Source organism: Streptomyces sp. NPDC048192, from assembly GCF_043202415.1.
Taxonomy (GTDB): Bacteria; Actinomycetota; Actinomycetes; order Streptomycetales; family Streptomycetaceae; genus Streptomyces.
The window spans coordinates 165,370-191,381 of sequence record NZ_JBIDAL010000006.1; the positions used below are offsets into that span (position 1 = coordinate 165,370).

Below are 26,012 nucleotides of genomic sequence, written 5' to 3' on the forward strand. Positions count from 1 at the left end.
CTAGATTGCCTGCGCATTACATCAGGTGATCAGCGAGGGGACGGAGAGCCGTGCCATGTCCAGCAGTCCTGAAGTGAGACCTCCGCTTGTGACGCCGGTCCGGGTGATCATCGGCCTGTGCCTCGTCGCGCCCTTCGTGGCGATGCTGTGGGTCGGCTCCTACGCCAAGACGGACCCCGCCTTCATCGGGATCCCGTTCTTCTACTGGTACCAGATGGCCTGGGTGCTGATCTCCACCGCGCTCACCATGACCGCGTACAAGCTGTGGCAGCACGACCAGCGCTCCCGCGCAGCGCAGGGCTCCTCCGCCGCCGCGACGGGCGGTGAGGCGAAGTGAAGACCGGTGTCAACGGCGTCGCGCTCGGCGTCTTCATCTTCTTCTTCCTGGCCGTCACGGTCATAGGCTTCCTCGCCGCTCGCTGGCGCAGGGCCGAGAACGAGCACACGCTGGACGAATGGGGCCTGGGCGGACGGTCGTTCGGCACCTGGATCACCTGGTTCCTGCTCGGCGGCGACCTGTACACGGCGTACACCTTCGTCGCCGTGCCGGCGGCGATCTACGCGGCGGGCGCGTCCGGCTTCTTCGCGGTGCCGTACACGATCCTGGTGTACCCGCTGATCTTCACGTTCCTGCCGCGCCTGTGGTCGGTCAGCCACCGCCACGGCTACGTCACCACCTCCGACTTCGTCCGGGGCCGCTTCGGCTCCAAGGGGCTGTCGCTCGCCGTGGCGCTGACCGGCATCCTGGCGACGATGCCGTACATCGCGCTGCAACTCGTGGGCATCCAGGCGGTGCTGGACGTGATGGGCGTGGGCGGCGGCGACAACACGAACTGGTTCGTGAAGGACCTCCCGCTGCTGATCGCCTTCGGTGTGCTGGCCGCGTACACCTACTCGTCGGGCCTGCGGGCCCCGGCCCTCATCGCGTTCGTGAAGGACGCGCTGATCTACATCGTCATCGCGGTGGCGATCATCTACATCCCGATCAAGCTGGGCGGCTTCGACGACGTCTTCGCCAAGGCGGGGCACGCGTTCAGCCAGGTCAACCCGGCGACGGGCAAGCCGCGCGGCGCGCTCGCGCCTCCGGAGGCCGGCCAGTGGACCTACGCGACGCTGGCGCTCGGCTCGGCCCTGGCCCTGTTCATGTACCCGCACTCGATCACCGCGACGCTCTCCTCCAGGAGCCGTGAGGTGATCCGCCGCAACACCACGATCCTGCCGCTGTACTCCCTGATGCTCGGCCTGCTGGCCCTGCTGGGCTTCATGGCGATCGCGGCCGGGGTGAAGGTCACCAACGGGCAGCTGGCGATCCCGCAGCTGTTCGAGGACATGTTCCCGGACTGGTTCGCGGGCGTGGCCTTCGCGGCGATCGGCATCGGCGCGCTGGTGCCGGCGGCGATCATGTCGATCGCGGCGGCGAACCTGTTCACCCGCAACATCTACAAGGACTTCATCAAGCCGGACGCCACGCCGAAGCAGGAGGCGCAGGTCTCCAAGGTCGTCTCGCTGCTGGTGAAGGTGGGCGCGCTGGTCTTCGTCCTCACCATGGACAAGACGGTCGCGATCAACTTCCAGCTGCTGGGCGGCATCTGGATCCTGCAGACCTTCCCCGCGCTGGTCGGCGGTCTGTTCACCCGCTGGTTCCACCGCTGGGCGCTGCTCGCCGGCTGGGCGGTCGGCATGGTGTACGGCACGCTCGCCGCGTACGGGGTCGCCTCCCCGACCCAGAAGCACTTCGGCGGCTCGGCCAAGGAGATCCCGGGCATCGGCGAGATCGGCTACATCGGCCTGACCGCGTTCGTCCTCAACGTCGTGGTCACCGTGGTCCTCACCGTCGTCCTCAGGGCCGTGAAGGCCCCCGAGGGCGTGGACGAGACCAGCCCGGACGACTACACGGCGGACGCCGGCGACCCGGGAGTCCAGGTGGAGCTGCCGCCCGCCACCGCGGGCGCCGGTCACTGACCGACCGCCGTACCAGGGGCCGCCGGACATTCCGGCGGCCCCTCGTCGTACCCTTCCGGCACACTCGGTGCCATGGACATCGTGATCCGGCGGGCCACGCCCGGCGAGTACGACGCCCTGGGCGAGATCACCGCCCGGGCCTATCTCCACGACGGTCTCCTGGACTTCGGCGAGAGCGACGCCTACCTCGGTGAACTGCGAGACGTGGCACGGCGCGCGGCAGCAGCCGAGGTTCTCGCGGCGGTGCGCGACGGCACCCTCCTCGGCGGGGTCACCTTCGTGCCCTGCCCCGGTCCGATGGCCGACATCGCCCGCCCGGGCGAGGCCGAGATACGGATGCTCGCCGTCGCCGCGGCCGCCCGCGGCCAGGGGGCGGGCGAGGCCCTCGTGCGGGCCTGCGTCGACCGCGCACGCGCCGCCGGGGGCTGCCGGGCCGTGGTCCTGTCCACCCAGCGCACCATGCGCGCCGCCCACCGCATCTACGAACGCCTGGGTTTCGTCCGTACTCCCGAGCGGGACTGGAAGCCCCTGCCGGAGCTGGCCGACATCACCCTGCTCACCTATGAGTTGACACTGTGACACCGCCCCGACACAACATCTGGGGGTGACGCGACAGCCCGGCACTACATGTATGCTCATGCTCGCTGTCGCCGCAGGGGAATCCGGTGCGAATCCGGAACTGTCCCGCAACGGTGTACTTGTGCGCGTCTGCGCCCAGGAGTCAGTCCGAGGACCTGCCGGCAGCGCACCCGGCCGTCCGGTCCGGGTGCCCCCAGACGTCCGGGCCTCGTGGAATGGGCCGGTGGACGCGACGCCGTGTGCGCTCGTGGCTGCCCCCTGCCCTCGCGAAGGCCCCCGTGCCGAGCGAGGGAGAGCCCCACGTGACCATCGCGCCAGCAGATCCGGCTTCGGACAGCGGCATCCCGGCCGCCGTGGAGACCGACGGTCCCGGCGCCGCGCTGCTGCGGACCCTGACCGAGCTGACCGCCGACCTCCCCGACGCCGACCCCGGCCGGGTCGCCGCCGCCGCGCTGCGCGGCCGGTCGGCCCGCGCCGACGAGGCGGAGCTGCGCGAGCTGGCCACGGAGGCCGCCGCCGGGCTGATCTCCGAGGACCCCGCCTACTCCCGGCTGGCCGCCCGGCTGCTGACCCGCTCCATCCGCGCCGAGGCCGCCTCGCAGGGCGTGACGTCCTTCACCGAGTCGGTGGCCGTCGGGCACCGCGAGGGCCTCATCGCCGACCGGACCGCCGCGTTCGTGCGGCTGCACGCCGAGCGGCTCGACGCGCTGGTCGACCGCGCGGCCGACGACCGCTTCGGTTACTTCGGGCTGCGGACCCTGCACAGCCGCTACCTGCTGCGGCACCCGATCACCCGCAAGGTCGTCGAGACGCCCCAGTACTTCATGCTGCGGGTCGCCGCCGGCCTCGCCGAGGACGACACCGCCCGCTCGGTGGACGAAGTCGCCGCGCTCTACGGGCTCATGAGCCGCCTCGACTACCTCCCCTCCTCCCCCACGCTCTTCAACTCCGGCACGCGGCACCCGCAGATGTCCTCCTGCTACCTCCTGGACTCCCCCAAGGACGAGCTGGACTCCATCTACGACCGCTACCACCAGGTGGCCCGGCTCTCCAAGCACGCCGGCGGCATCGGCCTGTCCTACTCCCGCATCCGCGGCCGCGGTTCGCTGATCCGCGGCACCAACGGGCACTCCAACGGCATCGTCCCGTTCCTGAAGACGCTGGACGCCTCGGTGGCGGCGGTGAACCAGGGCGGCCGGCGCAAGGGCGCCGCAGCGGTCTACCTGGAGACCTGGCACTCCGACATCGAGGAGTTCCTGGAGCTGCGCGACAACACCGGCGAGGACGCCCGCCGTACGCACAACCTGAACCTCGCGCACTGGGTGCCGGACGAGTTCATGCGCCGGGTGCAGGACGACGCGCAGTGGTCGCTGTTCTCCCCCTCCGACGTGCCGGAGCTGGTGGACCTGTGGGGCGAGGAGTTCGACGCCGCCTACCGCAAGGCCGAGCAGGCGGGCCTGGCGAAGAAGACCCTGCCCGCCCGTGAGCTGTACGGCCGGATGATGCGCACCCTCGCGCAGACCGGCAACGGCTGGATGACCTTCAAGGACGCCGCCAACCGCACCGCCAACCAGACGGCCCTGCCGGGGCACGTGATCCACTCCTCCAACCTCTGCACGGAGATCCTGGAGGTCACGGACGACGGCGAGACGGCCGTGTGCAACCTGGGCTCGGTGAACCTCGGCGCCTTCGTCGACACGGAGGCCGGCGACATCGACTGGGCGCGGCTGGACGACACCGTCCGCACCGCCGTCACCTTCCTCGACCGCGTGGTCGACATCAACTTCTACCCGACCGAGCAGGCGGGCCGCTCGAACGCCAAGTGGCGTCCCGTCGGCCTCGGCGCGATGGGGCTGCAGGACGTCTTCTTCAAGCTGCGCCTGCCCTTCGACGCGCCGGAGGCCAGGGCGCTGTCCACGCGGATCGCCGAGCGGATCATGCTCGCCGCGTACGAGGCCTCCGCCGACCTGGCCGAGCGCAACGGCCCGCTGCCGGCCTGGGAGAAGACCCGAACGGCCCGGGGCGTGCTGCACCCCGACCACTACGGCGTGGAGCTGACCTGGCCCGAGCGCTGGGCGGCGCTGCGCGAGCGGATCGCGGCGGTCGGCATGCGCAACTCCCTGCTGCTCGCCATCGCGCCCACCGCCACCATCGCCTCCATCGCGGGCGTGTACGAGTGCATCGAGCCGCAGGTGTCGAACCTGTTCAAGCGCGAGACGCTGTCGGGCGAGTTCCTCCAGGTCAACTCCTATCTGGTGCAGGACCTGAAGAAGCTCGGCGTGTGGGACGCGCGCACCCGTGAGGCGCTGCGCGAGGCGAACGGCTCGGTGCAGGACTTCGTCTGGATCCCCGAGGACGTACGGCGGCTGTACCGCACGGCGTGGGAGATCCCGCAGCGCGGTCTGATCGACATGGCCGCGGCCCGCACCCCGTTCCTGGACCAGGCGCAGTCCCTGAACCTCTTCCTGGAGACGCCGACCATCGGCAAGCTCTCCTCGATGTACGCGTACGCCTGGAAGTCGGGCCTGAAGACGACGTACTACCTGCGCTCGCGCCCGGCGACCCGGATCGCCCGCGCCGCCCAGGCGCAGAAGACCATCCCCGTGCAGCAGGTCGCCGACCCCGACGCGGTCGCCTGCTCCCTTGAGAACCCCGAGTCCTGCGAGGCCTGCCAGTGACGACCCCTCCGACCGCCACCCGTAACGCGAGCCTGCTCGACCCGGGCTTCGAACTCACCCTGCGCCCCATGCGCTACCCCGACTTCTACGAGCGCTACCGGGACGCGATCAAGAACACCTGGACCGTGGAGGAGGTCGACCTCCACTCGGACGTCGCCGACCTCGCGAAGCTGACCCCCGAGGAGCAGCACCTCATCGGCCGGCTGGTCGCGTTCTTCGCGACGGGCGACTCGATCGTCGCCAACAACCTGGTGCTGACGCTCTACAAGCACATCAACTCCCCCGAGGCGCGGCTGTACCTGTCGAGGCAGCTCTTCGAGGAGGCCGTGCACGTCCAGTTCTATCTGACGCTGCTCGACACCTACCTGCCGGACCCGGAGGACCGGGCGGCGGCCTTCGCGGCGGTGGAGAACATCCCCTCCATCCGCGAGAAGGCCGGGTTCTGCTTCAAGTGGATCAACGAGGTCGAGAAGATCGAGCGGCTGGAGACCAGGGCCGACCGCCGCCGCTTCCTGCTCAACCTCATCTGCTTCGCCGCGTGCATCGAGGGGCTGTTCTTCTACGGCGCGTTCGCGTACGTCTACTGGTTCCGCAGCCGGGGCCTGCTGCACGGCCTCGCCACCGGCACCAACTGGGTGTTCCGCGACGAGACCATGCACATGAGCTTCGCCTTCGACGTGGTCGACACCGTCCGCAAGGAGGAGCCGGACCTGTTCGACGACGCGCTCGGGCAGCAGGTCACCGGCATGCTCGAGGAGGCCGTCGAGGCCGAGCTGCAGTTCGCGCGCGACCTGTGCGGCGACGGCCTGCCGGGCATGAACACCGAGTCGATGCGGCAGTACCTGGAGTGCGTCGCCGACCAGCGGCTCACCCGGCTGGGCTTCGCCCCGGTGTACGGCTCGGAGAACCCGTTCTCCTTCATGGAGTTGCAGGGTGTCCAGGAGCTGACGAACTTCTTCGAGCGCCGCCCGTCGGCGTACCAGGTCGCGGTCGAGGGCACCGTGGACCTGGACGAGGACTTCTGACCGGCGGTGACCTGACGTCTTTCAGACGGGGCGGGCCGCGCCATGGCGCCGGTGCGGCCGGTGCGGCCGGGCCGGCTCCGCGGGGCTCTGCGCCACCTCCTCTCGCTGTGCCCTCCTGATCTGGCGGTCGATGATCGCGTCGTGGACGACGCCGATCAGCGCCGGCAGGACCAGGAGGCCCAGGATCCCGATCACGGCGATCATTCCGAGCAGTCCTTCTGCTTGTGTCCCGTTCATGGACACCACTGTCGCTCCGGACAGTCCTTACCGGGAGTGGCAGGACTGCCGTATGCCCTCGATTTACTGCCACCGGCGAGGCACACTGGCCGCATGCTGCAGAACGTGGTGGCCGTGCTGCTGGACGGCGTGAACCCCTTCGAGATGGCCGTCGTCTGCGAGGTCTTCGGCATCGACCGCAGCGACGACGGCCTGCCGGTGTACGACTTCGCGGTCGCCTCGGCCGAGGGCCCGGTGCTGCGCTGCAACGCCGGGTTCTCCCTGACGGTGGAGCACGGCCTGGAGCGGCTGGAGTCGGCCGACCTGATCGCGGTGCCGGCCGGGTCCCGCTACGACTCCCGGGAGTTTCCGCCCGAGCTGCTCGACGCCCTGCGCCGCGGGGTGGACCGGGGCGCCCGGGTGCTCAGCGTCTGCTCGGGCGTCTTCGTGCTTGCCGCCGCCGGGCTGCTGGACGGCCGGCGCTGCGCGGTGCACTGGCACCACGCCGAGGAGCTGGCCCGCCAGTATCCGCGGCTGACCGTCGAGCCGGACGTGCTCTACGTCGACGAGGACCCCGTGATCACCTCGGCCGGCACCGCCGCCGGCATCGACGCCTGTCTGCATCTCGTGCGCAAGGAGCAGGGCCCGGAGGTCGCCAACAAGATCGCCCGCCGGATGGTCGTACCGCCGCACCGGGACGGCGGGCAGGCGCAGTACATCGAGCGGCCGCTGCCGAAGGGGCCGTGCGACACCGTCGGCGAGGTGCTGGTGTGGATGGAGGAGCACCTCGACCAGGAGGTGACCGTGGAGCAGCTCGCCGCCCGCGCGCACATGGCGCCGCGCACCTTCGCGCGCCGCTTCCAGCAGGAGACCGGGACCACGCCCTACCGGTGGATCCTGCGCCAACGGGTGCTGCGGGCGCAGGAGTTGCTGGAGGCGACCGACGAGACCGTCGACTCCATCGCCTGGCGCACCGGGTTCGGTACGGCGGCGGCGCTGCGGCACCAGTTCGTCCGGGCGCTCGGCACCACCCCGAACGCCTACCGGCGCGCGTTCCGGGGCCCTCAGGCCGCCTGAGCGCGCGCCGGTATCAGGAGTCGCCCGTCACCACTCCACGGGCCTGAGCAGCAGGTTGTGCGGGCGGAGCGTGATGCCCACGCGGGTGCTGTCGTTCGACCCCGCCACCTGCTCGAAGCGGTACCTCGCCGAGACCGCCGCCGTGATCAGGCTCAGCTGGGTCATGGAGAAGTGGTCGCTGGGGCACTTGCGGTTGCCCACGCTGAACGGGCTCATGGCGTACTTCGGCACCTGCCCGGCCCGCTCCGGCAGCCACCGGTCGGGGTCGAAGTCGAGGTGGCGGTCGTACGAGCGGGGGTCGCGCTGGATGGCGTAGGGGCTGTAGACGATGTCCGCCCCGGCCGGAATGCGGTAGTCGCCGAGTGCCGTGTCGGTCACCGCGCGCCGCGTCAGAATCCATACGGCCGGCCTGAGCCGCATGGCTTCGGTGACGACATTGTTGGTGTGCCTGAGTGAGCGCACGTGCTCGAATCCGACCGGCCGGCCGCCGGTCACGGATTCGACCTCGTCGCGTACCTTCCGTGCGTGTTCCGGGTGTTCCGCGAGGACCTGGAGCAGCCACATGATCGTGGACGCCACGGTTTCGCTGCCGGGGGTGAGTATCGCGACGACCTGGTCGTGGATCTCCTGTTCCCCGATGGGGTCGCCATTGTCGTCCTTTGCCTCCAGCAATGCCGTCAGCAAATCGTCCGGCTTTTGACCAGATGCCCTTCGCTCGGCGACGATCTCGTCGACCAGGAGATGCAGATCGGCCAGAGCGCGATTGAATTCGCGGTTGGCCGGAAGCGGCAGCCGGTACAGCGGTCCGAGCGGGACGACCATGCGCCGGTACATCCCGCGGAAGACGGTGGCGAGGTCGACGCTGAGCCGCTCGGCGCGCTCGTCCATGTACTCGCCGCGCAGCAGGCAGCGGGCGGCGATGCGGACGGCCACCCGGAAGGACTCGGAGGTGCAGTCGACGGTCGAGCCGGGCCGCCAGCGCTCGGTCAGCGCGTGCGCCTCCTCCTCCATGACCGGGCCGTAGGCCGGGATGGCGTCCAGCCGGAACGCGGGCTGGATGGTGCGCCGCTGGCGCCGGTGCCGGGGGCCGTTGGCGGTGGCCACTCCCTCCTTGCCGAGCAGCCCTTCGAGGGACTCCCACAGCGGTCCGGCGATCTTGAAGTCGGGGTTGAGGGCGAGCGCGCCGGTGAGCGCCGGGGTGGTGACGGCGTACACCGTCTTGGGGCCGAGCCTGAGGCGTACGACGTCGCCGTGGTCGCGGAGCCGGGACATGAACGCGAGCGGGTCGCGGACCAGTTTCAGGCCGTGTCCGAGGCCTGGGGCGGCGCCCGGGGCCAGCGGCGGTTCGCGCAGTGCGGTGGTCCCGGAGGCGTCGGGCGCCTCCGCGGTCCCGGACGTCCCGGGGGTCTGGGGCTGCACAGACTCGACGGTCATTGCTCACCTGCCGCTTCGTTCGTGACGTACGGGGGCGTGGACCGGTCGTCCCAGGTGTCGACCATGTACCGGCCGGACTCGTGGTGGAACCAGTAGACGGAGCTGAACCAGTTCCGCATATTGCCGACGCAGGCGCGCACGGCGCCGCTCAGTTCCTTTCCGCGGACCGTGCCGTCGTCGAGGCCGTCGGCGAATCGCAGCGCTTCCAGCTCGACCCGGAGGAATTCACTGATGCATTCCTCGACGCGCCGCCTGACATCGTCCACCGCTTCCTCGAGCGTCAGATTCTCGTGCGTGACGAGACTGATACCGAGATTGTGCACCTCGTCGCCCGCTATTTCCTTCGGCAGCGAGCACAGGTCGTTGTACCAGGCGGCGAATTCCTGACTGAGCAGTGCGGCCCGGCGATAGGCCGCGTTTTTCCGCACGGCATCCGGGAGTTCGCACCCGGCGCTCGGCTCCAGCAGGTCCGTCCATATCCAGTGGGCGAAGGTGTGCCGGCGCAGGGCGAGGTATTCCTCGACGCCGGGTATGCGTCCCTCGGTGCGGTTGCGGTACTCGCGGTCGTAGGCCTCGATCACCGCGTGGAAGTGCCGGGCGAACCGCTGGTTCCAGGTGCGCGGCAGGAAGCCGTACAGCCGCAGCACGCTGTCGGCGAACCCCGCCACCAGCGGGTCCGGGTGGTGCAGATGGTGCCGGGGTGCGTCGAGTGCCGTGTGCAGGCGGTGCCTGAGGCGCCGCCAGTCGTCGGGCCGGCCGTGGACGACGTACCGGTCGTGCCGGTCGTCCCAGACGAAGAACCATGCGCTGTAGTCGGCGATGGCCTGCAGGACGTCGTCGGGGGCACCGAGGTAGTAGCCCGCCATGAGGTCCGTGTAGCACAGGCCGTCGGCATATTCCTCCACCTTGTCCGCCGGCATGAGCCGCTTTTCCAGCAGCCACAGCCGCGTCTTCTCCTGCAGTCGCGGCCAATACGGGTGCAGTTGCCGAGGAAACGCGGACTCGATCACCGGGAGTGCCAGCGAGGGTGGTACTACGACCGCCGTGGGCGTCGTTGTGGTGCCGTGTCGGAAAGCATGCACGTACAAACCCCTCTCCGCCGCCAGGAGCGCACACCCCTGCCGTAGTACCGGGCGTGCGCCGTTGCGTATCCCCGCAACTCCATTCAGCACCACAACTGACCGCCATGGGAACGGATTTGCTCCACTCACTACCCCAAGGTGCCGAGAATCCCCTCTTGCGTGACCGATTAAGGATCACTAGACGCACGGGAGAGACCGGTTGTACGACGCACGGACGAGCGAACCGGGGCAACGCAAAGGGCGCCCGACCGGGGGTGATCCCCGGCCGGGCGCCCCGACCGCAAGGCGGCGGCTAGTCGTTGGCGACCACCGGATAACGTGGCTCGTTCTCGGCCATCTGCCGCAGCGCGTCCTTGCGGTCCCGCTTGGACAGCCGGTCGATGTAGAGGTAGCCGTAGAGGTGGTCGGTCTCGTGCTGCAAACACCGTGCGAAGTAGCCGGTGCCGCGGACCTTGACCGGGTTGCCCCGCTCGTCCTGGCCGGTCACCTCGGCGTAGTCGGGACGGGCCAGCGGCGCGTACGCCCCCGGCACGGACAGGCAGCCCTCGTTGCTGTCGTCCAGCCGGCGCCGCTCGGCGGGCAGCTCGACCAGCTTCGGGTTGCAGACCACGCCGACGTGCCGGACTCCCTCGTCGTCCTGGCAGTCGTAGACGAAGACCTTCAGGTCGACGCCGATCTGGTTGGCGGCCAGGCCCACGCCCTCGGCGGTCCGCTGGCTGGCGAACATGTCCGCGACCAGCTGCTGAAGTTCCTCGCCGAACTCGGTGACGTCCTTGCACTCCGTGTGCAGCACCGGATTGCCGACGACCGTGATCGGCCGCGAGGTCCCGCGCTCCCGCCAGGCCTTCTCGCGCCCCTCGCAGTCCTCCGTGTCGACGACGTACCCCTCGTCGTCGACGGGGAGCACGCCCGCGTGCTGCTGATCGGTGTCCTGCTGCGCCATGACCGACGTACGCCTTCCTGCAAACCTGCGAAAAGTCCGAGTGAGAAGTCTCGGGGTACAGCCTAAAGGCGGCAGGTCACCTCAGGCTCAGCAAACCTCTTCGAGATCGCGCCAGTCCCGCGAGTCCGGGCTGTCCGCGACCCACCCGTCCAGCAGCCCCCGCACCAGCGAGGCCGGCGCGGCCACCCCGCACTCCCGCTCCGGCACCCACAGCTGCCCGTCCGTGCGGTGCCCGAGCGGCCCGGGGTGCCCCGGCTCGCTGTGGTCGTGCGGGTCCAGCTGCAGCCCCTCGCCCTCGTCGGACGGCATCCGCGACTCCGAGCACATCCGGCACAGCAGCCGCACGGAGGAGGACCAGTCCTCCGCGGCGAACCCCGCGTCGGCGGCCAGCTGTTCCAGCGCGTCCCGGTCCGCTTCCGTGGCCGCCTCCAGCAGCACCACCCAGGTCGGCACCGGCGAGGGCGCCCACAGCTCGATCTCGTCGAAGACCGGGTACGCGTGCCCGGTGGACGTGGTGCGTTCGCCGTGCGGGACGCCGTCGTGGAGCACGACCTCGCCCCAGCGTCGCCCGGACGAGGGAAGCGGGATGGACAGCACCTCGATCCGCGCGGGGTCCAGCCGGCGCCCCCACACGACCTCGGCCTCGCCCTCCGGGGAGAGCCGCACGGCCGCGCTGCCCAGTTCCATGCCGACCGGTTCCCCGGCCGCGGCCCCTCCCCCAGCCTTCGGCCGGGAGGCGCCCCCAGGCACCTTCAGGCCGTACGCCTGCCAGGCGCGGCGGGCCAGCGGCCAGTCCTGCAGGGCGGTGGCGGCGATGCCGACGTTCCACCAGTCGGGCGCCCCGGTCTCCCGGTCCAGCAGGGCGACCGCCCGCAGCCCCGCGGCCCGCGCCTGCTCCCAGTCGTGCCGGAACTTGTGCAGCAGGGCCAGGTTGAACCAGGACTCCGACAGCCAGGGCTCCAGATCGGCGGCCCGTGTCAGCAGCTCGCCCGCGTCCTCGTACCGGCCGTCGCCGATCAGCGTGAACGCCCGGTCGGTGGCCTGCCGCCAGGAGGCGGAGGGCCGGTGCCGTCCCTTGCCGAAGATCCTCACGATTCCCGCCTGCCAGTTCCAGTTCCGCACAGTGGGCTGGCTTGTGCCCCCGGACACCCTCTCCCTCGCATCCAACCACGTACGCCGGGAAAGGCGCTCATTACCCATGGGTTACCCAGCCGGGCGCGGGGTCAGACAGTGCCGTGCGTCTCCCGGCGCCCGCCGCCGGCGCGCTCTCCCCCCAGGCCCGCGGGCGAGCCAGCACCCGGGCGAGGGACTCCACCACGTCCGGGTCGTAGTCCTCGGCGGTGCCCAGGCGCAGCTCCTCCAGCGCCCGCAGGGGCCCCTCTGGGCCGGCGTCCTGCGTCTTCTCCTCGTAGGCGTTCACGGCGCGGACGATCCGGGCGGCGAGCGGCTGTTCGCGGTAGGGGTCCGCCTGCCGCTCCACCACCACGGCGACGGCGGCGGCCACCCCGGTCTGGCGTACGACGGCCCCGCCGAGCAGCGCGATCCTGCGCTGCGCCTGCGGGGGCAGGCCCGCGGTGGCGCCGGCCGGGACCGGGTCGACGAGGCTGAGCTGGCCGATGTCGTGCATGAGGGCCGCGTACTCCAGGACGGTCAGTTCGGGCCCGGTCAGGCCGAGGTCCCGGCCGACGGCGAGGCTGAGCGCGGCTACCCGGCGGGCGTGCCCGGCGGGGGTGCAGCCGGCTATCTCGGTGGCGCGGGCGAGGGAGGCGATGGTCTGCCGGTAGGTCGCGCGGACGGCCGCGTACCGGCGCAGGGACAGCTGGGTGAGCAGCAGGGGCAGGCAGAACACGGGCAGCGCCCACAGCCCGGCGACGGCCACCCCGAGCGCCATGACCGCGCCGGTCGCGCAGACGGCGGAGCCGATGCCGAGCAGCCCGCGCAGCTCCTCGCGCAGCAGCGGGCCGAACGGCCAGCCGGTGCGGGCGTGGGCGAGGGCGGCGGCCAGGACGGCGTCGCACAGGGCGGTCAGGCCGAGCAGGGCGACCAGCAGAAGGGCGTAGGCGGGGCCGTCCCAGGCGGGGAACAGGCCCTTGGCGTACAGGGGTTGGAAGCAGACGGCGGCGAAGCCGACGGTGAGCACGCGACGGGCGAGATGGTCGAGGGTGGGGGTGCGCCCGGACCAGATGTGCGGGACGGCGCCGAGCAGGGCGGCGGCGAGGACGACGGTGACGACCTGCGCCGGGCCGTGGTGCGCGGGGTGTCCGGCGTCCGCGCCGAGCAGCGCGTACGACAGGGATCCCGCGGTGGCGACGGGGGCGGCCTGCCGGGTCCCGGCGTCGCTCCAGCGGGTCAGCTCGCCCAGGACGACCAGCACCCCGAAGGCGAGCGCGACGCCCCGGTCGTCGAGACCGGTCGACAGGGTGACGGCAAGGGAGCCGGCCGCGGCGAGGGCGGCGGCGCCGTGCACGAGCCGCAGCGGGGTCATCGGGGTGTCCCGGTGACCGCCCTCGGGCCCTCGCTCGGGCCGGGCGTCTCCTCGGCGGTGACGGTGGGGCGCCAGCCGTGGCGGCCGAGCGCGCGGGCGAGCGCGGTGACCATGCGCGGGTCGAACTGCGTGCCCGCGCACCGCTCCAGCTCGGCGACGGCCGCCTCGACGGGCCGGGCCCGGCGGTAGGAGCGGGTGGATGTCATCGCGTCGAAGGCGTCGGCGACGGCGACGACGCGGGCGCACTCGGGGATGCGGTCGCCGACGAGGCCGTACGGGTAGCCGCTGCCGTCGAGGCGTTCGTGGTGGTGCAGGATCGCGGCGCGGGCCTCGCCGAGGAAGGAGATGCCGCGGACCATCTCGTGGCCGTACTCGGGGTGCAGTTCGATGATCCGGCGTTCCTCGGGGGTCAGCGGGCCGTCCTTGCGCAGCAGCCGGGTCGGGACGCCGAGCTTGCCGACGTCGTGCAGGATGCCGGCGAAGCGCAGCACCTCCACGCGCTCGTCGTCCATGCCGAGTTCGCGGGCGATCATCACGGAGGCCTGGCCGACGCGTTCGCTGTGGCCGCGGGTGTAGCCGTCCTTGATGTCGACGGCCTGCACGAGGGCGCGGATGGTGGCCTGGTGGGCGGCGCGTTCGCGGTGGTACTGGGCGAAGATCCACCAGGACACGCACATCGGCAGCAGCACGAGCAGCGCGGAGAGCGGGCCGTACGGGCTGCGCCACAGCACGGCCATCATCAGTCCGGCGAGCCCGTGCACGGCGACCGGCGCGAGGGAGCGCGACAGCAGCCCGCGCCAGGCCCGGCGCAGCGGGACGCCGAGCGCGGCCGCGCGGATGCCGCCGTCCAGGGCGGTGAGGACCAGGCAGAAGGCGAGGACGGCCGCGCCGGCCGGCAGCAGCGCGTAGGGGAAGTCGGAGGCGACGACCGCGTCCCGGCCGCCGAGCGCCCAGTGCACCCGGGCGGCGCCCCACACCGCGAGCGCGGGGCGCGCGGCCCGCCACAGGCGGCGCGGGAGTGCGGGGCCGTCTGCGCCCGGCTGTCCGCCCGGCAGGAGCAGGGCGGCGGGCAGCGGGACCAGCGCGGCGGCCGGCGGCGGCAGCAGGAAGGCACCGGCGAGCAGCACGGGGCAGAAGGTGCCGCCGAAGCGGCGGCGGACGACCTGCTCGCAGCCGGCGTAGAGCGCGCAGAGCAGGGCGAGCGCCCACCAGGGGGCGTGTGTCGCCGGCAGCGGCAGCAGGCAGAGCAGCGCCAGCAGGGCGGCGGCGGCCACACAGCCGCGCGCTCGCGCCGGTACCGCCTCCATCGCGCCCCTCCCCGACCATGCCTGTCCCGGGCATCGGAGCCTAGGACGGGGATCGGGGGTGCGGGGCCTATGACCTGAGGATTAGCACGTTCGGGTGACGGCGGGGGTTGACCGGACGGTCAGCTCTCCTGCGGCGTCTTCGTCACGTCGTGCTCGGGCACGGTCTGGCCGGAGCGGATCAGCTCGATCCGTCCCATGACCTTGGCACGCAGGTCCGCGGGCACGTCGTCATGGCCGCAGCACCGCTTGACCAGCTTCTTCACGGCCTGCTCCAGGCCGTACTTCTCCAGGCACGGCGAGCACTCCTCGAAGTGCTGCTGGAACTTGTCGCGGTCGACGTCCGGCATCTCACTGTCGAGGAACTCGTACAGATGGTCGAGGACCTCACTGCAGTCCGTCTCGTGCGGCTTGCCGCAGCTCATGAGCCCGAACCTTTCGCTTCGTTCGACTCCCCGGCGCCGGCGGGGACGAGCCCGCGCTCGCGGGCGTAGTCCTCCAGCATGCCGCGCAGTTGACGGCGGCCCCGGTGCAGCCGGGACATCACCGTACCGATGGGTGTCCCCATGATGTCCGCGATCTCCTTGTAGGCAAACCCCTCGACGTCCGCGAGATAGACGGCGATGCGGAACTCCTCGGGGATCGCCTGGAGCGCTTCCTTCACGTCCGAGTCGGGCAGGTGGTCGAGCGCCTGCGACTCGGCGGAGCGCAGACCCGTCGACATGTGCGACTCGGCGCGGGCGAGCTGCCAGTCCTCGATCTCCTCCGCGGCGGAGCGCTGCGGCTCACGCTGCTTCTTGCGGTAGGAGTTGATGAAGGTGTTGGTGAGGATCCGGTACAGCCACGCCTTGAGGTTGGTGCCCTCGCGGAACTGGTGGAAGGACGCGTACGCCTTGGCGTACGTCTCCTGCACCAGGTCCTCGGCGTCGGCCGGGTTGCGCGTCATGCGCAGCGCGGCCGAGTACATCTGGTCGAGGAACTCCAGCGCGTCCCGCTCGAAGCGCGCACTGCGCTGAGCGGTCGACTCGTCGGCCGCCTCCGCGTTCACGCCCTGGCCCTCGGGCTGCTCCGCCTGGCCGTTGTCGGTCCCTGCGTCGGTACCGGTGACCGGACCCACCTCCTCAAGATCCCGGGCAGGACCGAGAGCGGTCCCACTCGATTCGGAGGATAGAACACGACCCGTGCCTGCCGCCCCTCGAATAGGAGCGGCCTTGGCCGCGTGCAGCACCGTCCAGTCCAGCTCGGAACGGCTGCTGCGGGAATCGGGGGAGGCCGCGCGCAGCGCGTCGCCGGAAGGGCGGTGGTGGGCGACGGGAGGGCAGATGGTCGAACCCATGCGGCGGACTTCCTCTCCTGCGACGTCGGTGCCGAGGCCTCAGCACTTCTGTCCGCCACAACAGAGGGTCACCGCGCAACATTCCCGGGGTTCACCCGAGTGACGCGATCCACTCCACGACACCCTCGGCGACGATCTCCAGCGCCCGCTCCTGGGTGATCTCCGCGCGCTTCGGGACCGCGAACCCGTGGTCGCCGTACGGCACCTCCACCAGCCGGTACGGCCCCTCGGGGAACTCCTCCGGCCTGCCGAAGGGGTCGTTGCCGCCCTGGACGACCAGCGTCGGCACCCCGGCGCCCAGCAGTTCCGCCGCACGGGACTTCTCCGGCCGGCCCGGCGGATGCAGCGGGAAGCTCAGCGCCAGCACGGCGTGCGCGCCCAGCTCCGCCGCCGTACGGCAGGCGACCCGGGCTCCCGCGCTGCGCCCGCCGGAGATCACGGGCAGTTCCATCCCGGTCAGCGCCGGCCAGATGCCGCGCCAGCCGGTGTCCAGGGTCTTCGGCGCGGGCGCGACCTTCCGGCCCGCGACCCGCCAGGGCTGCTCCACCAGGGCCACGGTGACGCCGTGCGCGGGCAGGACCCGGGCGAGCGCCTGCAGGTCCCGGGCCTCGACGCCCCCGCCCGCGCCGTGGCTCACGGCGAGGACCAGCCGGGGGTCCTCCGCCCGGCGCCAGGTGATGCGGGCGCATCCGGCGTCGGTCTCGACAATCTCGATCACGCTAGAAGAGTGTGCCCTCTTCCGGCGCCGCGAGCTCCTTCAGCAGCTCCGGGCCGTTGTTGCGGACGTTGCTGACGGCGGTGGAGACCGGGTAGGCGCGCATCAGGCCGGGCGGCGGCGGGGCGAGCAGCTCGCGCAGGTCGTCGGGGTCGGTGCGGCCCGGGTCGAGCCAGGCGTCCCAGCGGTCGGGGGTGAGCATCAGCGGCATGCGGGGGTGGATGTCGGCGAGAGCGTGCGGGCCCTCGGCGGGGGCCACGGCCAGCGGGCTCTGCTCCGCCTCCGTGGTGATCACCGAGCAGGTCACCCACCAGGCCTGCGGGTGGTCGTCGGGCAGGGTGCGGTCGCGCCAGAACTCGTACAGCCCGGCCATGGCGAACACCGAGCCGTCGGCGGGCAGCACGAAGTACGGCTGCTTGCGCGGCCGCTTCTTCTTCCCCTCGACCTCCAGGTCCCGTTCCTGCTTGCCGGTGACCCACTCGTAGTAGCCGTCGGCGGGCACGATGCAGCGCCGGGCCGCGAAGGCGCGGCGGTAGGCGGGCTTCTCGTGCACGGTCTCGGCGCGCGCGTTGATCATCCGGGCGCCGCCCTCGGGCGTCTTGGCCCAGGAGGGCACCAGTCCCCACTTCAGCTTGCGCAGCTGGCGAACCGGACGCGGGGAGTCCGCGTCTTTCAGGGGGCGGTCCAGGACGGCGTAGACGTCCTTGGTGGGAGCCACGTTGTAGTCCGGCTCCAGGGTCTCCTCCGGCTCCCACTTCTCGACGTCGAAGATTCCTGCGAGATCCTCGGGCCTACGACTCGATGCATACCGTCCGCACATACGTGCCACACTGCCAGGCCCACCCGTCACCCGGCCACCACCCCTCAACGACGGCGCTCCGCGCCGACCCCTATTGATCTCCAGGACAGGGAGCCACTCGGACACATGGACAGCCTCGCCGCCACCGCGCTGCCCGACATATGGGACCGGCTCACCGGCACCCAGCCCGACCCCGACGTGTGGGTGGTCCTCGCCACCGCGCTGGCCGCGCTCGCCGTCGTCGTCCCGCACACCCTGTGGCGCATGGCGCGCAACGCGATCACCATCGCGCACGAGGGCGGGCACGGACTGGTCGCGCTGCTCACCGGCCGGCAGCTCACCGGCATCCGGCTGCACTCCGACACCAGCGGCCTCACGCTCAGCCGGGGCAAGCCGTACGGGCTCGGCATGATCCTCACGGCCGCCGCGGGCTACACCGCCCCCTCGCTGCTGGGTCTGGGCGGCGCCGCGCTGCTGGCGGCCGGCCGCATCACCCTGATGCTGTGGGCGGCGACGGCGATGCTGGCGGCGATGCTGGTGATGATCCGCAACGCCTACGGCGTGCTGACCGTGGTGCTGGCCGGGGGCGCCTTCCTGCTGGTGTCCTGGCTGACCGGGCCGCAGGTGCAGGCCGCGTTCGCGTACGCGGTGGTGTGGTTCCTGCTGCTGGGCGGGGTGCGGCCGCCGTTCGAGCTGCAGCGCAAGCGGTCGGGCGGCGGGGCCGGGGACTCGGACGCCGATCAGCTGGCCCGGCTGACGCATGTGCCGGCGGGGCTGTGGCTGTTCCTGTTCCACGCGGTGTCGCTGTGCTCGCTGATCGGCGGGGGGCGCTGGCTGCTGGAGGTGTGAACACCGGCGCGGGCGCCCGCGCGCGACCGTTCACGCCCCTTTTTCATTGGGGTTTCGCCGCTTTTGATCGAGATCTGTGGCCGTCCCCAGCCACTAAAGTGGTGCGCATGACCGAGAACCCCGCACACACCGCCCTCTGGCCCGCCCCGCACGCGAGCGGAGCCGTCGACGCGACGGTCCACGTGCCCGGGTCCAAGTCGGTCACCAACCGCGCCCTGGTGCTGGCGGCCCTCGCCTCCGAGCCGGGCTGGGTGCGCCGCCCGCTGCGCTCCCGCGACACCCTGCTCATGGCCGGTGCGCTGCGCGCGATGGGCGTGGAGATCGAGGAAGGGGTCGGCCCGGACGGCACCGGCGAGGCCTGGCGGGTGCTGCCGACGGGTCTGCACGGCCCGGCCACCGTCGACGTCGGCAACGCCGGCACGGTGATGCGCTTCCTGCCGCCGGTGGCCGCGCTGGCCGACGGCCCCGTCCGGTTCGACGGGGACCCGCGGTCGTACGAGCGTCCGCTGCACGGCGTGATCGACGCGCTGCGGCAGCTCGGCGCCCGGATCGACGACGACGGCAGGGGCGCGCTGCCGCTGACCGTGCACGGCGGCGGCGCCCTGGACGGCGGACCGGTGTCGATCGACGCGTCCTCGTCCTCCCAGTTCGTCAGCGCCCTGCTGCTCTCCGGTCCGCGGTTCAACCAGGGCGTCGAGGTACGGCACACCGGCGCGACGCTCCCCTCCCTGCCGCACATCCGGATGACAGTGGACATGCTGCGCGCGGTCGGCGCCCAGGTGGACACCCCGGAGTCGGGCGGCGAGCCGAACGTGTGGCGGGTGACGCCGGGCGCGCTGCTCGGCCGGGACCTGACGGTCGAGCCGGACCTGTCCAACGCGCAGCCGTTCCTGGCGGCGGCCCTGGTCACCGGCGGCAAGGTGCTCATCCCGGACTGGCCGGAGCGGACCACCCAGCCGGGTGACCGGCTGCGGGAGATCTTCACCGAGATGGGCGGTTCCTGCGAACTCACCGAGTACGGCCTGGTCTTCACCGGTGCGGGGGCGATCCACGGCATCGACGTGGACCTCGGCGACGTCGGCGAGCTGACCCCGGGCATCGCGGCGGTCGCCGCCCTCGCGGACTCCCCCTCCACCCTGCGCGGCGTCGCCCATCTGCGGCTGCACGAGACGGACCGGCTGGCCGCGCTCACCAAGGAGATCAACGAGCTGGGCGGTGACGTCACCGAGACCGCCGACGGCCTGCACATCCGCCCGCGGAGGCTGCACGGCGGCGTGTTCCACACCTACGACGACCACCGCATGGCCACCGCCGGCGCGGTCATCGGCCTCGCGGTGGAGGGCGTGCGGATCGAGAACGTGGCGACCACGGCGAAGACCCTGCCGGACTTCCCCGAGCTGTGGACCGGGATGCTCGGGCAGTAGGGACACACCATGCGCCGCTACGGCAAGCACACCGACGAGGACGACATCCGCAGCCGTCCCGGCCGCCGGGGCACCCGGCCGCGCACCCACATCCGGCCCAAGCACGAGGACGCCGCCGAGGGCATGGTGCTCACGGTCGACCGCGGCCGGCTGACCTGCCTGGTCGGCGACCGGACCGTCCTGGCGATGAAGGCGCGCGAGCTGGGGCGCAAGGCGGCGGTGGTCGGGGACCGGGTGGCCCTGGTCGGGGACCTGTCCGGCACCAAGGACACCCTCGCCCGGATCGTCCGCATCGAGGAGCGCACGTCGGTGCTGCGCCGTACCGCGGACGACGACGACCCGTACGAGCGCGTGGTCGTCGCCAACGCGGACCAGCTGGCGATCGTCACCGCCCTGGCCGACCCGGAGCCGCGCCCCCGCCTGATCGACCGCTGCCTGGTCGCGGCCTTCGACGGCGGCCTGGAGCCGCTGCTGGTGCTGACCAAGTCGGACCTGGCCCCGCCGGACAAACTGCTGGAGCTGTACGGCCCGCTCGACATCCCCCACGTCGTCACCAGCCGCGGGGAACTGGAGAACGGCGACGCCGCGGACCGGGTGCGGGAGCACCTCGCCGGTCGGGTCACGGCGTTCGTGGGCCACTCCGGCGTGGGCAAGACGACACTGGTGAACGCGCTGGTCCCCGAGGACCGGCGGCGTACGACGGGACACGTCAACGCGGTCACCGGCCGCGGCCGCCACACCACGACGTCCGCCCTCGCCCTGCCGCTGTCCGGTGCGGACGGCTGGGTCGTCGACACCCCCGGCATCCGCTCCTTCGGCCTGGCGCACATCGACCCGTCCCGCGTCATCCACGCCTTCCCGGACCTGGAACCGGGCACGGAGGGCTGCCCGCGCGCGTGCAGCCACGACGAGCCGGACTGCGCGCTGGACGCCTGGGTCGAGGAGGGCCACACGGACCCGGCGCGCCTGTACTCGCTGCGCCGCCTGCTGGCCACGCGGGAGCGCAAGGAGGGCGACTGACGGGCCTCCCATTGTTTGCCGGGGCCCCGGCTCGGTAAGTGCATAATCGCACCGAGCCGGAGATCCGGATCAACGGGAGGACCGCACATGGCGTGGCTGCTGGTCATCGTGGCCGGGATGCTGGAGACCGGCTTCGCCGTGTGCCTGAAGCTCTCGCACGGGTTCACCCGCCTGTGGCCCACGGTCGCCTTCGCGTCCTTCGCCCTCGGCAGCTTCGGCCTGCTCACCCTGTCCCTGAGGAAGCTCGACGTCGGCCCCGCGTACGCGGTGTGGACCGGCATCGGCGCGGCGGGCACCGCGATCTACGGCATGGTCTTCCTCGGCGACCTGGTGTCCACCCTGAAGATCGTCTCCATCAGCCTGGTCATCGTCGGGGTGATCGGGCTGCAGCTGTCCGGATCGGCGCACTGAGGGCGGCCGCGTGGACTCCGAGCGGCAGCACGCCGGCCCGGCCCGGCACCGGGACCGCGGGCAGGGGCTCAGCCGGTACGCCGGCCGGATCCTGGTCGTCTGCCCCCGCTGCGGCGGGCGGGCGGAGGTGGTCCAGCGCCCCGGCCTGCCCCCGCTGAGGTACTGCAGCGAGCTGAGGTTCCGGCCGCGCCGGCTCGTCTGCCAGGGGTGCGGTGCGACCGCCGAGTGGCGGGCGGAGCTGAGGGACGGCGCGCTGATCGGAGTGCGGCTGGGCGGCGCCGAGGACCCGTTCTTCCGGGCCCCCTGTGGCTTCGGACCCGGTGCGCGGGGCGCGTGCTGTGGGCGTACGACGAGGAGCACGTCGACGCGCTGGCCGCCTATGCCGGCGCCATGCTGCGTGAGGGCGGGACCGGGGCCACGCAGGCGATGTTCCCGCGCCTGCCCCGGTGGATGAAGGAGTCCGGCCACCGCGCCGAGGTGCTGGCCGGCCTGGAACGCCTGCGCACCCTGTCGGGCCGCTCGGCTCCCGCCGACCGCTCGGACGCCGCCCGCGGGCGCGGCGCCGGCCGTGCCGGGAAGGCCGTAGGGAGACGGAGACGAGGCTGCGGGTGACCGTGCGGACGGCCGGAGTCCGTGCGGAGAGGATCACACCGTCTGGCGCGGGGCGACCGCGCGGATCAGGTCCGCCATGCCGCCCTCCGCCGGGGGCGCCGCGACGCAGGACAGGGCGAGGCGCACCGCCAGCTCGCAGGAGCGGGCCAGCTCGGCGGCGTCGGCGGGGGTGGTGCCGGGACCCGCGAGGGCGCCGACCGCGCGGTCCCGGACGATCCGCACGAGGTCGTGGGGCGTCGGCAGCGGCCCGTCCGCGCGGCGCTGCGCCGGCACCGACGAGACCGACTGCACGGCGGCGAGCGGCGGGGCGGGCAGCCGTTCGCTCCAGCAGCCGGTGAGCAGGGCCCGTACCAGCGGGTTGTCCCAAGCGGCGGAGCCGGTCCACTCGGCGACGGCGGTGAGCCGCGCGGTGGGCTCGCCCGGACCGGCCAGCGCCCGCTCCACTCCGGCGAGGTAGCCGTCCGCCTCCCGCCGCACCAGCGCCCGGGCCAGCCCGTCCTTGCTGCCGAACTCGTTGTAGAGGGTCTGCCGGGACACCCCCGCCGTCGCCGCCACGTCGACCATCCGCACCGCGGACCAGGGCCGGCGCGCGAGCGCCGTGTAGGCGGCGTCCAGTAGGGAATCCCGGGCAGCAGGCATCGTCGCCTCCCTGGGCGGAGCGGCTCTGCGCCCAGATTTGACGCGCTTGTATGCACTGTCAAGGGTTCGGGAGGGTTGTCGGCCGTACGGCGGCGGGCCCGGTGTCCGCGCGCGCCTCACGTGCCCCCGCCCGGGGCACGGGGCCGCCACGCCGCGCCCGCCCTGGTGGCCCCGTGCCGAGCATGGCGGATACCGTTCCCTTCATGCCGGACTACCTCGACGACCTGCGTCTCGCCCACGTCCTCGCGGACGCCGCCGACGCCGCCACCATGGACCGCTTCAAGGCGCTCGACCTGAAGGTCGAGACCAAGCCGGACATGACGCCGGTGAGCGAGGCGGACAAGGCGGCGGAAGAACTGATCCGCGGCCAGCTCCAGCGCGCCCGCCCGAGGGACGCGGTCCTCGGCGAGGAGTACGGCGTGGAGGGCTCCGGCCCGCGCCGCTGGGTGATCGACCCCATCGACGGCACCAAGAACTACGTCCGCGGCGTCCCGGTCTGGGCGACGCTCATCTCCCTGATGGAGGCGGCGGAGGGCGGCTACCAGCCCGTCGTCGGGCTCGTCTCCGCGCCCGCGCTCGGCCGCCGCTGGTGGGCCGCGAAGGGGCACGGCGCCTTCACCGGCCGCAGTCTGACCTCCGCGAGCCGCCTGCGTGTCTCCGGCGTCGGCAGGCTCGCGGACGCCTCGTTCGCGTACTCCTCCCTCTCCGGCTGGGAGGAGCAGGGCCGCCTCGGCGGGTTCCTGGACCTGACCCGCCAGGTGTGGCGCACGCGCGCGTACGGCGACTTCTGGCCGTACATGATGGTCGCCGAGGGATCCGTGGACATCTGCGCGGAGCCGGAGCTGTCGCTGTGGGACATGGCCGCGAACGCGATCATCGTCACGGAGGCCGGCGGCGTCTTCACCGGCCTCGACGGCCGCCCGGGACCGCACAGCGGCAACGCCGCCGCATCCAACGGCCTGCTGCACGACGAGTTGCTGGGGTATCTCAACCAGCGCCACTGAGCCACGAGAGGAACCCGGGCACGCCCTCAACTCACCACGCGCGCCCTCTTGTTGACCCCTGCTTTACCTGGCAGTCTGGGCCCACCCCCACTTGTGAACTTGTGAATCCTTGAACGAGCTTCACGGATTCCTAGGAGGTGGCCCCACCCATGCTCGTCCGCGACGCCATGAGCACGGTGATCCTCACCGTCGGCCCCGCCCACACACTCCGCCAGGCGGCGAACCTGATGTCCGCCCGCCGCGTCGGCGCAGCCGTCGTCCACGACCCGGACGCCGGCGGCATCGGCATCCTCACCGAACGCGACATCCTCAACTCCGTCGGCCTCGGCCAGAACCCGGACACCGAACACACCTCGGCCCACACCACCACCGACGTCGTCTTCGCCGCCCCGACCTGGACCCTGGAGCAGGCCGCCCGCGCCATGACCCACGGCGGCTTCCGGCACCTGATCGTCCTCGACCGCGGCGAGGTCGCCGGCATCGTCTCGGTGCGCGACATCATCCGCTGCTGGAGCCCGGCCCGCGAGCCGGCGCCGGTGCTCTGAGCATGCGGAACGGGCCGGACCCCGAGCACCGTGGGGTCCGGCCCGGCAGCCGTTTCTCGGCACCAAGATCCTACCTTGGACACGCTCTAAGTCCATTGCGGATCCAATATCACACCTGTTCCCATCCTGGTCCCGCCTGCTGTTAGGCTGGTAGCCATGAGCGACCTTCTGGAACGGCTGCGTGGACGCGGATGGCGGATGACCGCGCAGCGACGCGTCGTGGCCGAGGTCCTCGACGGCGAGCACGTCCATCTGACGGCCGACGAGGTCCACGCGCGGGCTGTCGCGAAGCTGCCGGAGATCTCCCGGGCGACCGTGTACAACACGCTGGGTGAGCTGGTCTCGCTCGGCGAGGTGCTGGAGGTCACGACGGACAAGCGCGCCAAGCGCTACGACCCGAACGCGCACCGGCCGCACCACCACCTGGTCTGCGCCCACTGCGGCGCGATCCGCGACGTCCACCCGACGGGCAACCCGCTCGCCGACCTCCCCGACACGGAGCGCTTCGGCTTCACGGTGTCGGACGTCGAGGTGACGTACCGCGGCCTGTGCCCGGACTGCGCCGCCGCGTAACCTCTCACGACCCACCGGAAGGGCACCGCACTCCCCGAGTGCGGTGCCCTTCCGCCGTGGGCCGGCGTCCCTCAGAACGCCGTCAGGGTGAGGGTGAGGGCCGAGGGATTCGTGTCCTGGATGTAGGAGGCGAAGTCCGCCACGTCGTCGAAGGCGAAGCCGTAGGCCCTGCCGTCGACGGTGGCCGCGTGCACGGCCCGCGCGTAGTGGTTGGTCAGGGCCGCCTGGTAGAACGTCGCCGGGTCGGTGGTGGGCTGCGCGGGGTTGCTGACGAGGGTGGAGCGGTTGAACGCCGCACCCAGGACCGCCGCCACCGGTCCGGTGGTGCCGTCGTTGGGGGCGGCGAGGTTGCCGTCGCAGAACAGGACGTCACGGGTGGAGGGCTTGGCGAAGGACACCGACGCCGGGCCGTCGAAGGTGAGGCGCTCGCCGCGGACGCGGCCGGTGAACGTGCCCGCGTTCGTGGTCACCTTGAGGTCCTTGCCGGTGTAGGTGCTCCACACCTCGTCGATGTACGAGGCGAAGTAGTCCTTGGGGAAGATGCCCGCGTCCAGGCCGTGGCCGGGGGCGATGATCCGCGTGTCGTCCACGACCAGAGGGGCGAACTCGGCCACCTTCTTGACCGCCGCGAAGGCCGCGGCGCGGCCGCCGTCGCGCAGGGCGCCCGTCGTCTGGTCCTTGTCGCCGGTGAGGCGCAGACTCATCGGGACGCTGAACATGTCCACCATCGTGGTGTTGCAGAACATGCCGGACGCGTTGTGGGTGAACTCGGCGCAGTCGTGCAGGATGCCGTAGTTGGGGTCCGACGTGACCCAGCCGGCCGGGTACTGCAGAGCGGCGTTGCCGTTGCCGTCGGTCACGACCTTGAACTTGAGCTTCTGGCCGAGTGAGACGTAGATGCGGCCCGACATGTAGGGCAGGGACAGCTTGGTCTCGCCGCTGCTCGCGAGCGGGATCGCGTAGTCGGTGAAGCCGTCGGCGCCGTTGTCCGAGAGCGCGACGGGGGCGACGGTGCCGTCCGGGGTGAGCCGCACCTGCTTGCCGTCGGCGTTGCCGACGACGTACAGGTGCACCGAGCCGTTGCCGAACGACCCGCTGTTGTTGACCACGGTGACCGGGAGGGAGCCGCTCGCCGCGGTCGCCGGGCCCGAGCTCTGGCCGGCGAGGGCGTACGGGGCGAGGGAGGCTGTCGCCGGGACGGCGACGGCCGCGCCGCCGAGGGCGAACAGCATCTTGCGGCGGGTGAGGCTGCGCTGGTGGCGAGGTGCCATGAGGGGTGCTCCTTCGGGGCCCGGCGCCT

Annotated in this window: 27 protein-coding genes and 1 riboswitch; of the genes, 14 read left to right on the forward strand and 13 right to left on the reverse strand. The window is 71.9% G+C overall.

All coding sequences use genetic code 11. The annotated features are described in order from the left end of the window. Positions 1-55 precede the first annotated feature (55 nt). From ACGFZN_RS14125 to ACGFZN_RS14145, 5 genes are all read left to right on the forward strand, one after another. A complete protein-coding gene (locus ACGFZN_RS14125) occupies positions 56-337 on the forward strand; it encodes a DUF3311 domain-containing protein (protein WP_393858708.1) in 282 nt (93 codons plus the stop codon). Next, positions 334-1,962, forward strand: a complete 1,629-nt coding sequence (mctP, locus tag ACGFZN_RS14130) for a monocarboxylate uptake permease MctP (protein ID WP_393858709.1) — start codon at positions 334-336, stop codon at positions 1,960-1,962. Before ACGFZN_RS14125 ends, mctP begins: the two co-directional genes overlap by 4 nt. A 72-nt stretch (positions 1,963-2,034) precedes the next feature. After that, on the forward strand, positions 2,035-2,541 hold the full coding sequence (locus ACGFZN_RS14135) for a GNAT family N-acetyltransferase (RefSeq protein WP_393858710.1): 507 nt from the start codon (positions 2,035-2,037) through the stop codon (positions 2,539-2,541). Between the two features lie 45 nt (positions 2,542-2,586). Beyond that, positions 2,587-2,719: riboswitch (cobalamin riboswitch) on the forward strand. A gap of 124 nt (positions 2,720-2,843) precedes the next feature. Further along, positions 2,844-5,219, forward strand: coding sequence for a ribonucleoside-diphosphate reductase subunit alpha (locus tag ACGFZN_RS14140; RefSeq protein ID WP_393858711.1), 2,376 nt, complete (start codon positions 2,844-2,846; stop codon positions 5,217-5,219). A gap of 68 nt (positions 5,220-5,287) precedes the next feature. Continuing rightward, positions 5,288-6,244, forward strand: coding sequence for a ribonucleotide-diphosphate reductase subunit beta (locus ACGFZN_RS14145; RefSeq protein WP_393858984.1), 957 nt, complete (start codon positions 5,288-5,290; stop codon positions 6,242-6,244). A 21-nt stretch (positions 6,245-6,265) separates the two neighbouring features. On the opposite strand, the gene ACGFZN_RS14150 is transcribed toward ACGFZN_RS14145, so the two are convergent. Then, the gene (locus ACGFZN_RS14150) at positions 6,266-6,481 is read right to left on the reverse strand and encodes a hypothetical protein (RefSeq protein WP_393858712.1); all 216 of its coding nucleotides are present in this window, start codon (positions 6,479-6,481) and stop codon (positions 6,266-6,268) included. Between the two features lie 93 nt (positions 6,482-6,574). Here ACGFZN_RS14150 and ACGFZN_RS14155 point away from each other — a divergent pair, with 93 nt between their 5' ends. Further along, positions 6,575-7,537 carry a GlxA family transcriptional regulator gene (locus ACGFZN_RS14155; RefSeq protein ID WP_393858713.1) on the forward strand — a complete coding sequence of 321 codons (963 nt, stop codon included), beginning with the start codon at positions 6,575-6,577 and terminating at the stop codon, positions 7,535-7,537. A gap of 27 nt (positions 7,538-7,564) precedes the next feature. On the opposite strand, the gene ACGFZN_RS14160 is transcribed toward ACGFZN_RS14155, so the two are convergent. The 10 genes from ACGFZN_RS14160 to ACGFZN_RS14205 all read right to left on the reverse strand — a co-directional run bounded on the left by ACGFZN_RS14160 (position 7,565) and on the right by ACGFZN_RS14205 (position 17,656). Then, positions 7,565-8,971, reverse strand: a complete 1,407-nt coding sequence (locus ACGFZN_RS14160) for a cytochrome P450 (RefSeq protein ID WP_393858714.1) — start codon at positions 8,969-8,971, stop codon at positions 7,565-7,567. Next, positions 8,968-10,053 carry an epi-isozizaene synthase gene (cyc1, locus tag ACGFZN_RS14165; RefSeq protein WP_393858715.1) on the reverse strand — a complete coding sequence of 362 codons (1,086 nt, stop codon included), beginning with the start codon at positions 10,051-10,053 and terminating at the stop codon, positions 8,968-8,970. Before cyc1 ends, ACGFZN_RS14160 begins: the two co-directional genes overlap by 4 nt. A 292-nt stretch (positions 10,054-10,345) precedes the next feature. Then, the gene (gene def, locus ACGFZN_RS14170) at positions 10,346-10,996 is read right to left on the reverse strand and encodes a peptide deformylase (RefSeq protein WP_393858716.1); all 651 of its coding nucleotides are present in this window, start codon (positions 10,994-10,996) and stop codon (positions 10,346-10,348) included. An 87-nt stretch (positions 10,997-11,083) separates the two neighbouring features. Continuing rightward, positions 11,084-12,088 carry a tetratricopeptide repeat protein gene (locus ACGFZN_RS14175; RefSeq protein ID WP_393858717.1) on the reverse strand — a complete coding sequence of 335 codons (1,005 nt, stop codon included), beginning with the start codon at positions 12,086-12,088 and terminating at the stop codon, positions 11,084-11,086. Positions 12,089-12,188: 100 nt separating this feature from the next. After that, on the reverse strand, positions 12,189-13,481 hold the full coding sequence (locus ACGFZN_RS14180) for an HD-GYP domain-containing protein (RefSeq protein ID WP_393858718.1): 1,293 nt from the start codon (positions 13,479-13,481) through the stop codon (positions 12,189-12,191). Continuing rightward, positions 13,478-14,788: an HD-GYP domain-containing protein gene (locus tag ACGFZN_RS14185; RefSeq protein ID WP_393858719.1), complete on the reverse strand. Its 1,311-nt coding sequence runs from the start codon at positions 14,786-14,788 to the stop codon at positions 13,478-13,480. The genes ACGFZN_RS14180 and ACGFZN_RS14185 overlap by 4 nt, the downstream gene beginning before the upstream one ends. A gap of 119 nt (positions 14,789-14,907) precedes the next feature. Further along, on the reverse strand, positions 14,908-15,210 hold the full coding sequence (rsrA, locus tag ACGFZN_RS14190; protein ID WP_393858720.1) for a mycothiol system anti-sigma-R factor: 303 nt from the start codon (positions 15,208-15,210) through the stop codon (positions 14,908-14,910). Then, positions 15,207-15,902, reverse strand: a complete 696-nt coding sequence (sigR, locus tag ACGFZN_RS14195) for an RNA polymerase sigma factor SigR (RefSeq protein WP_393858721.1) — start codon at positions 15,900-15,902, stop codon at positions 15,207-15,209. The genes rsrA and sigR overlap by 4 nt, the downstream gene beginning before the upstream one ends. A 310-nt stretch (positions 15,903-16,212) precedes the next feature. Then, on the reverse strand, positions 16,213-16,839 hold the full coding sequence (locus tag ACGFZN_RS14200; protein ID WP_393858722.1) for an alpha/beta family hydrolase: 627 nt from the start codon (positions 16,837-16,839) through the stop codon (positions 16,213-16,215). Position 16,840: 1 nt separating this feature from the next. Continuing rightward, the gene (locus ACGFZN_RS14205) at positions 16,841-17,656 is read right to left on the reverse strand and encodes an SOS response-associated peptidase (RefSeq protein ID WP_393858723.1); all 816 of its coding nucleotides are present in this window, start codon (positions 17,654-17,656) and stop codon (positions 16,841-16,843) included. 105 nt (positions 17,657-17,761) lie between these two features. Here ACGFZN_RS14205 and ACGFZN_RS14210 point away from each other — a divergent pair, with 105 nt between their 5' ends. The 5 genes from ACGFZN_RS14210 (at position 17,762) to ACGFZN_RS14230 (ending at position 21,951) form a co-directional block, all read left to right on the forward strand. After that, positions 17,762-18,484, forward strand: coding sequence for a M50 family metallopeptidase (locus tag ACGFZN_RS14210; RefSeq protein WP_393858724.1), 723 nt, complete (start codon positions 17,762-17,764; stop codon positions 18,482-18,484). 107 nt (positions 18,485-18,591) lie between these two features. Then, the gene (aroA, locus tag ACGFZN_RS14215; RefSeq protein WP_393858725.1) at positions 18,592-19,908 is read left to right on the forward strand and encodes a 3-phosphoshikimate 1-carboxyvinyltransferase; all 1,317 of its coding nucleotides are present in this window, start codon (positions 18,592-18,594) and stop codon (positions 19,906-19,908) included. A 9-nt stretch (positions 19,909-19,917) separates the two neighbouring features. Next, the gene (gene rsgA, locus ACGFZN_RS14220) at positions 19,918-20,928 is read left to right on the forward strand and encodes a ribosome small subunit-dependent GTPase A (RefSeq protein ID WP_393858726.1); all 1,011 of its coding nucleotides are present in this window, start codon (positions 19,918-19,920) and stop codon (positions 20,926-20,928) included. Between the two features lie 87 nt (positions 20,929-21,015). After that, positions 21,016-21,339 (forward strand): DMT family transporter, encoded by a 324-nt coding sequence (locus tag ACGFZN_RS14225; protein ID WP_393858727.1) that lies wholly within the window; start codon positions 21,016-21,018, stop codon positions 21,337-21,339. 333 nt (positions 21,340-21,672) lie between these two features. Then, positions 21,673-21,951: a hypothetical protein gene (locus tag ACGFZN_RS14230; RefSeq protein ID WP_393858728.1), complete on the forward strand. Its 279-nt coding sequence runs from the start codon at positions 21,673-21,675 to the stop codon at positions 21,949-21,951. 33 nt (positions 21,952-21,984) lie between these two features. On the opposite strand, the gene ACGFZN_RS14235 is transcribed toward ACGFZN_RS14230, so the two are convergent. Beyond that, entirely contained in the window at positions 21,985-22,590 is a 606-nt protein-coding gene (locus ACGFZN_RS14235) for a TetR/AcrR family transcriptional regulator (protein ID WP_393858729.1), read from the reverse strand. Positions 22,591-22,793: 203 nt separating this feature from the next. On the opposite strand from ACGFZN_RS14235, the gene hisN reads away from it, so the two are divergent. The 3 genes from hisN to ACGFZN_RS14250 all read left to right on the forward strand — a co-directional run bounded on the left by hisN (position 22,794) and on the right by ACGFZN_RS14250 (position 24,712). Continuing rightward, positions 22,794-23,594, forward strand: coding sequence for a histidinol-phosphatase (gene hisN, locus ACGFZN_RS14240; protein WP_393858730.1), 801 nt, complete (start codon positions 22,794-22,796; stop codon positions 23,592-23,594). A 149-nt stretch (positions 23,595-23,743) separates the two neighbouring features. Next, on the forward strand, positions 23,744-24,139 hold the full coding sequence (locus ACGFZN_RS14245) for a cyclic nucleotide-binding/CBS domain-containing protein (protein ID WP_393858731.1): 396 nt from the start codon (positions 23,744-23,746) through the stop codon (positions 24,137-24,139). A 156-nt stretch (positions 24,140-24,295) separates the two neighbouring features. Further along, positions 24,296-24,712, forward strand: a complete 417-nt coding sequence (locus ACGFZN_RS14250; protein ID WP_330337897.1) for a Fur family transcriptional regulator — start codon at positions 24,296-24,298, stop codon at positions 24,710-24,712. Between the two features lie 71 nt (positions 24,713-24,783). Here ACGFZN_RS14250 and ACGFZN_RS14255 read toward each other — a convergent pair whose 3' ends face one another. After that, complete coding sequence (locus ACGFZN_RS14255; protein WP_393858732.1) at positions 24,784-25,983, reverse strand: beta-1,3-glucanase family protein; 1,200 nt, start codon at positions 25,981-25,983, stop codon at positions 24,784-24,786. Between the last annotated feature and the right edge of the window lie 29 nt (positions 25,984-26,012).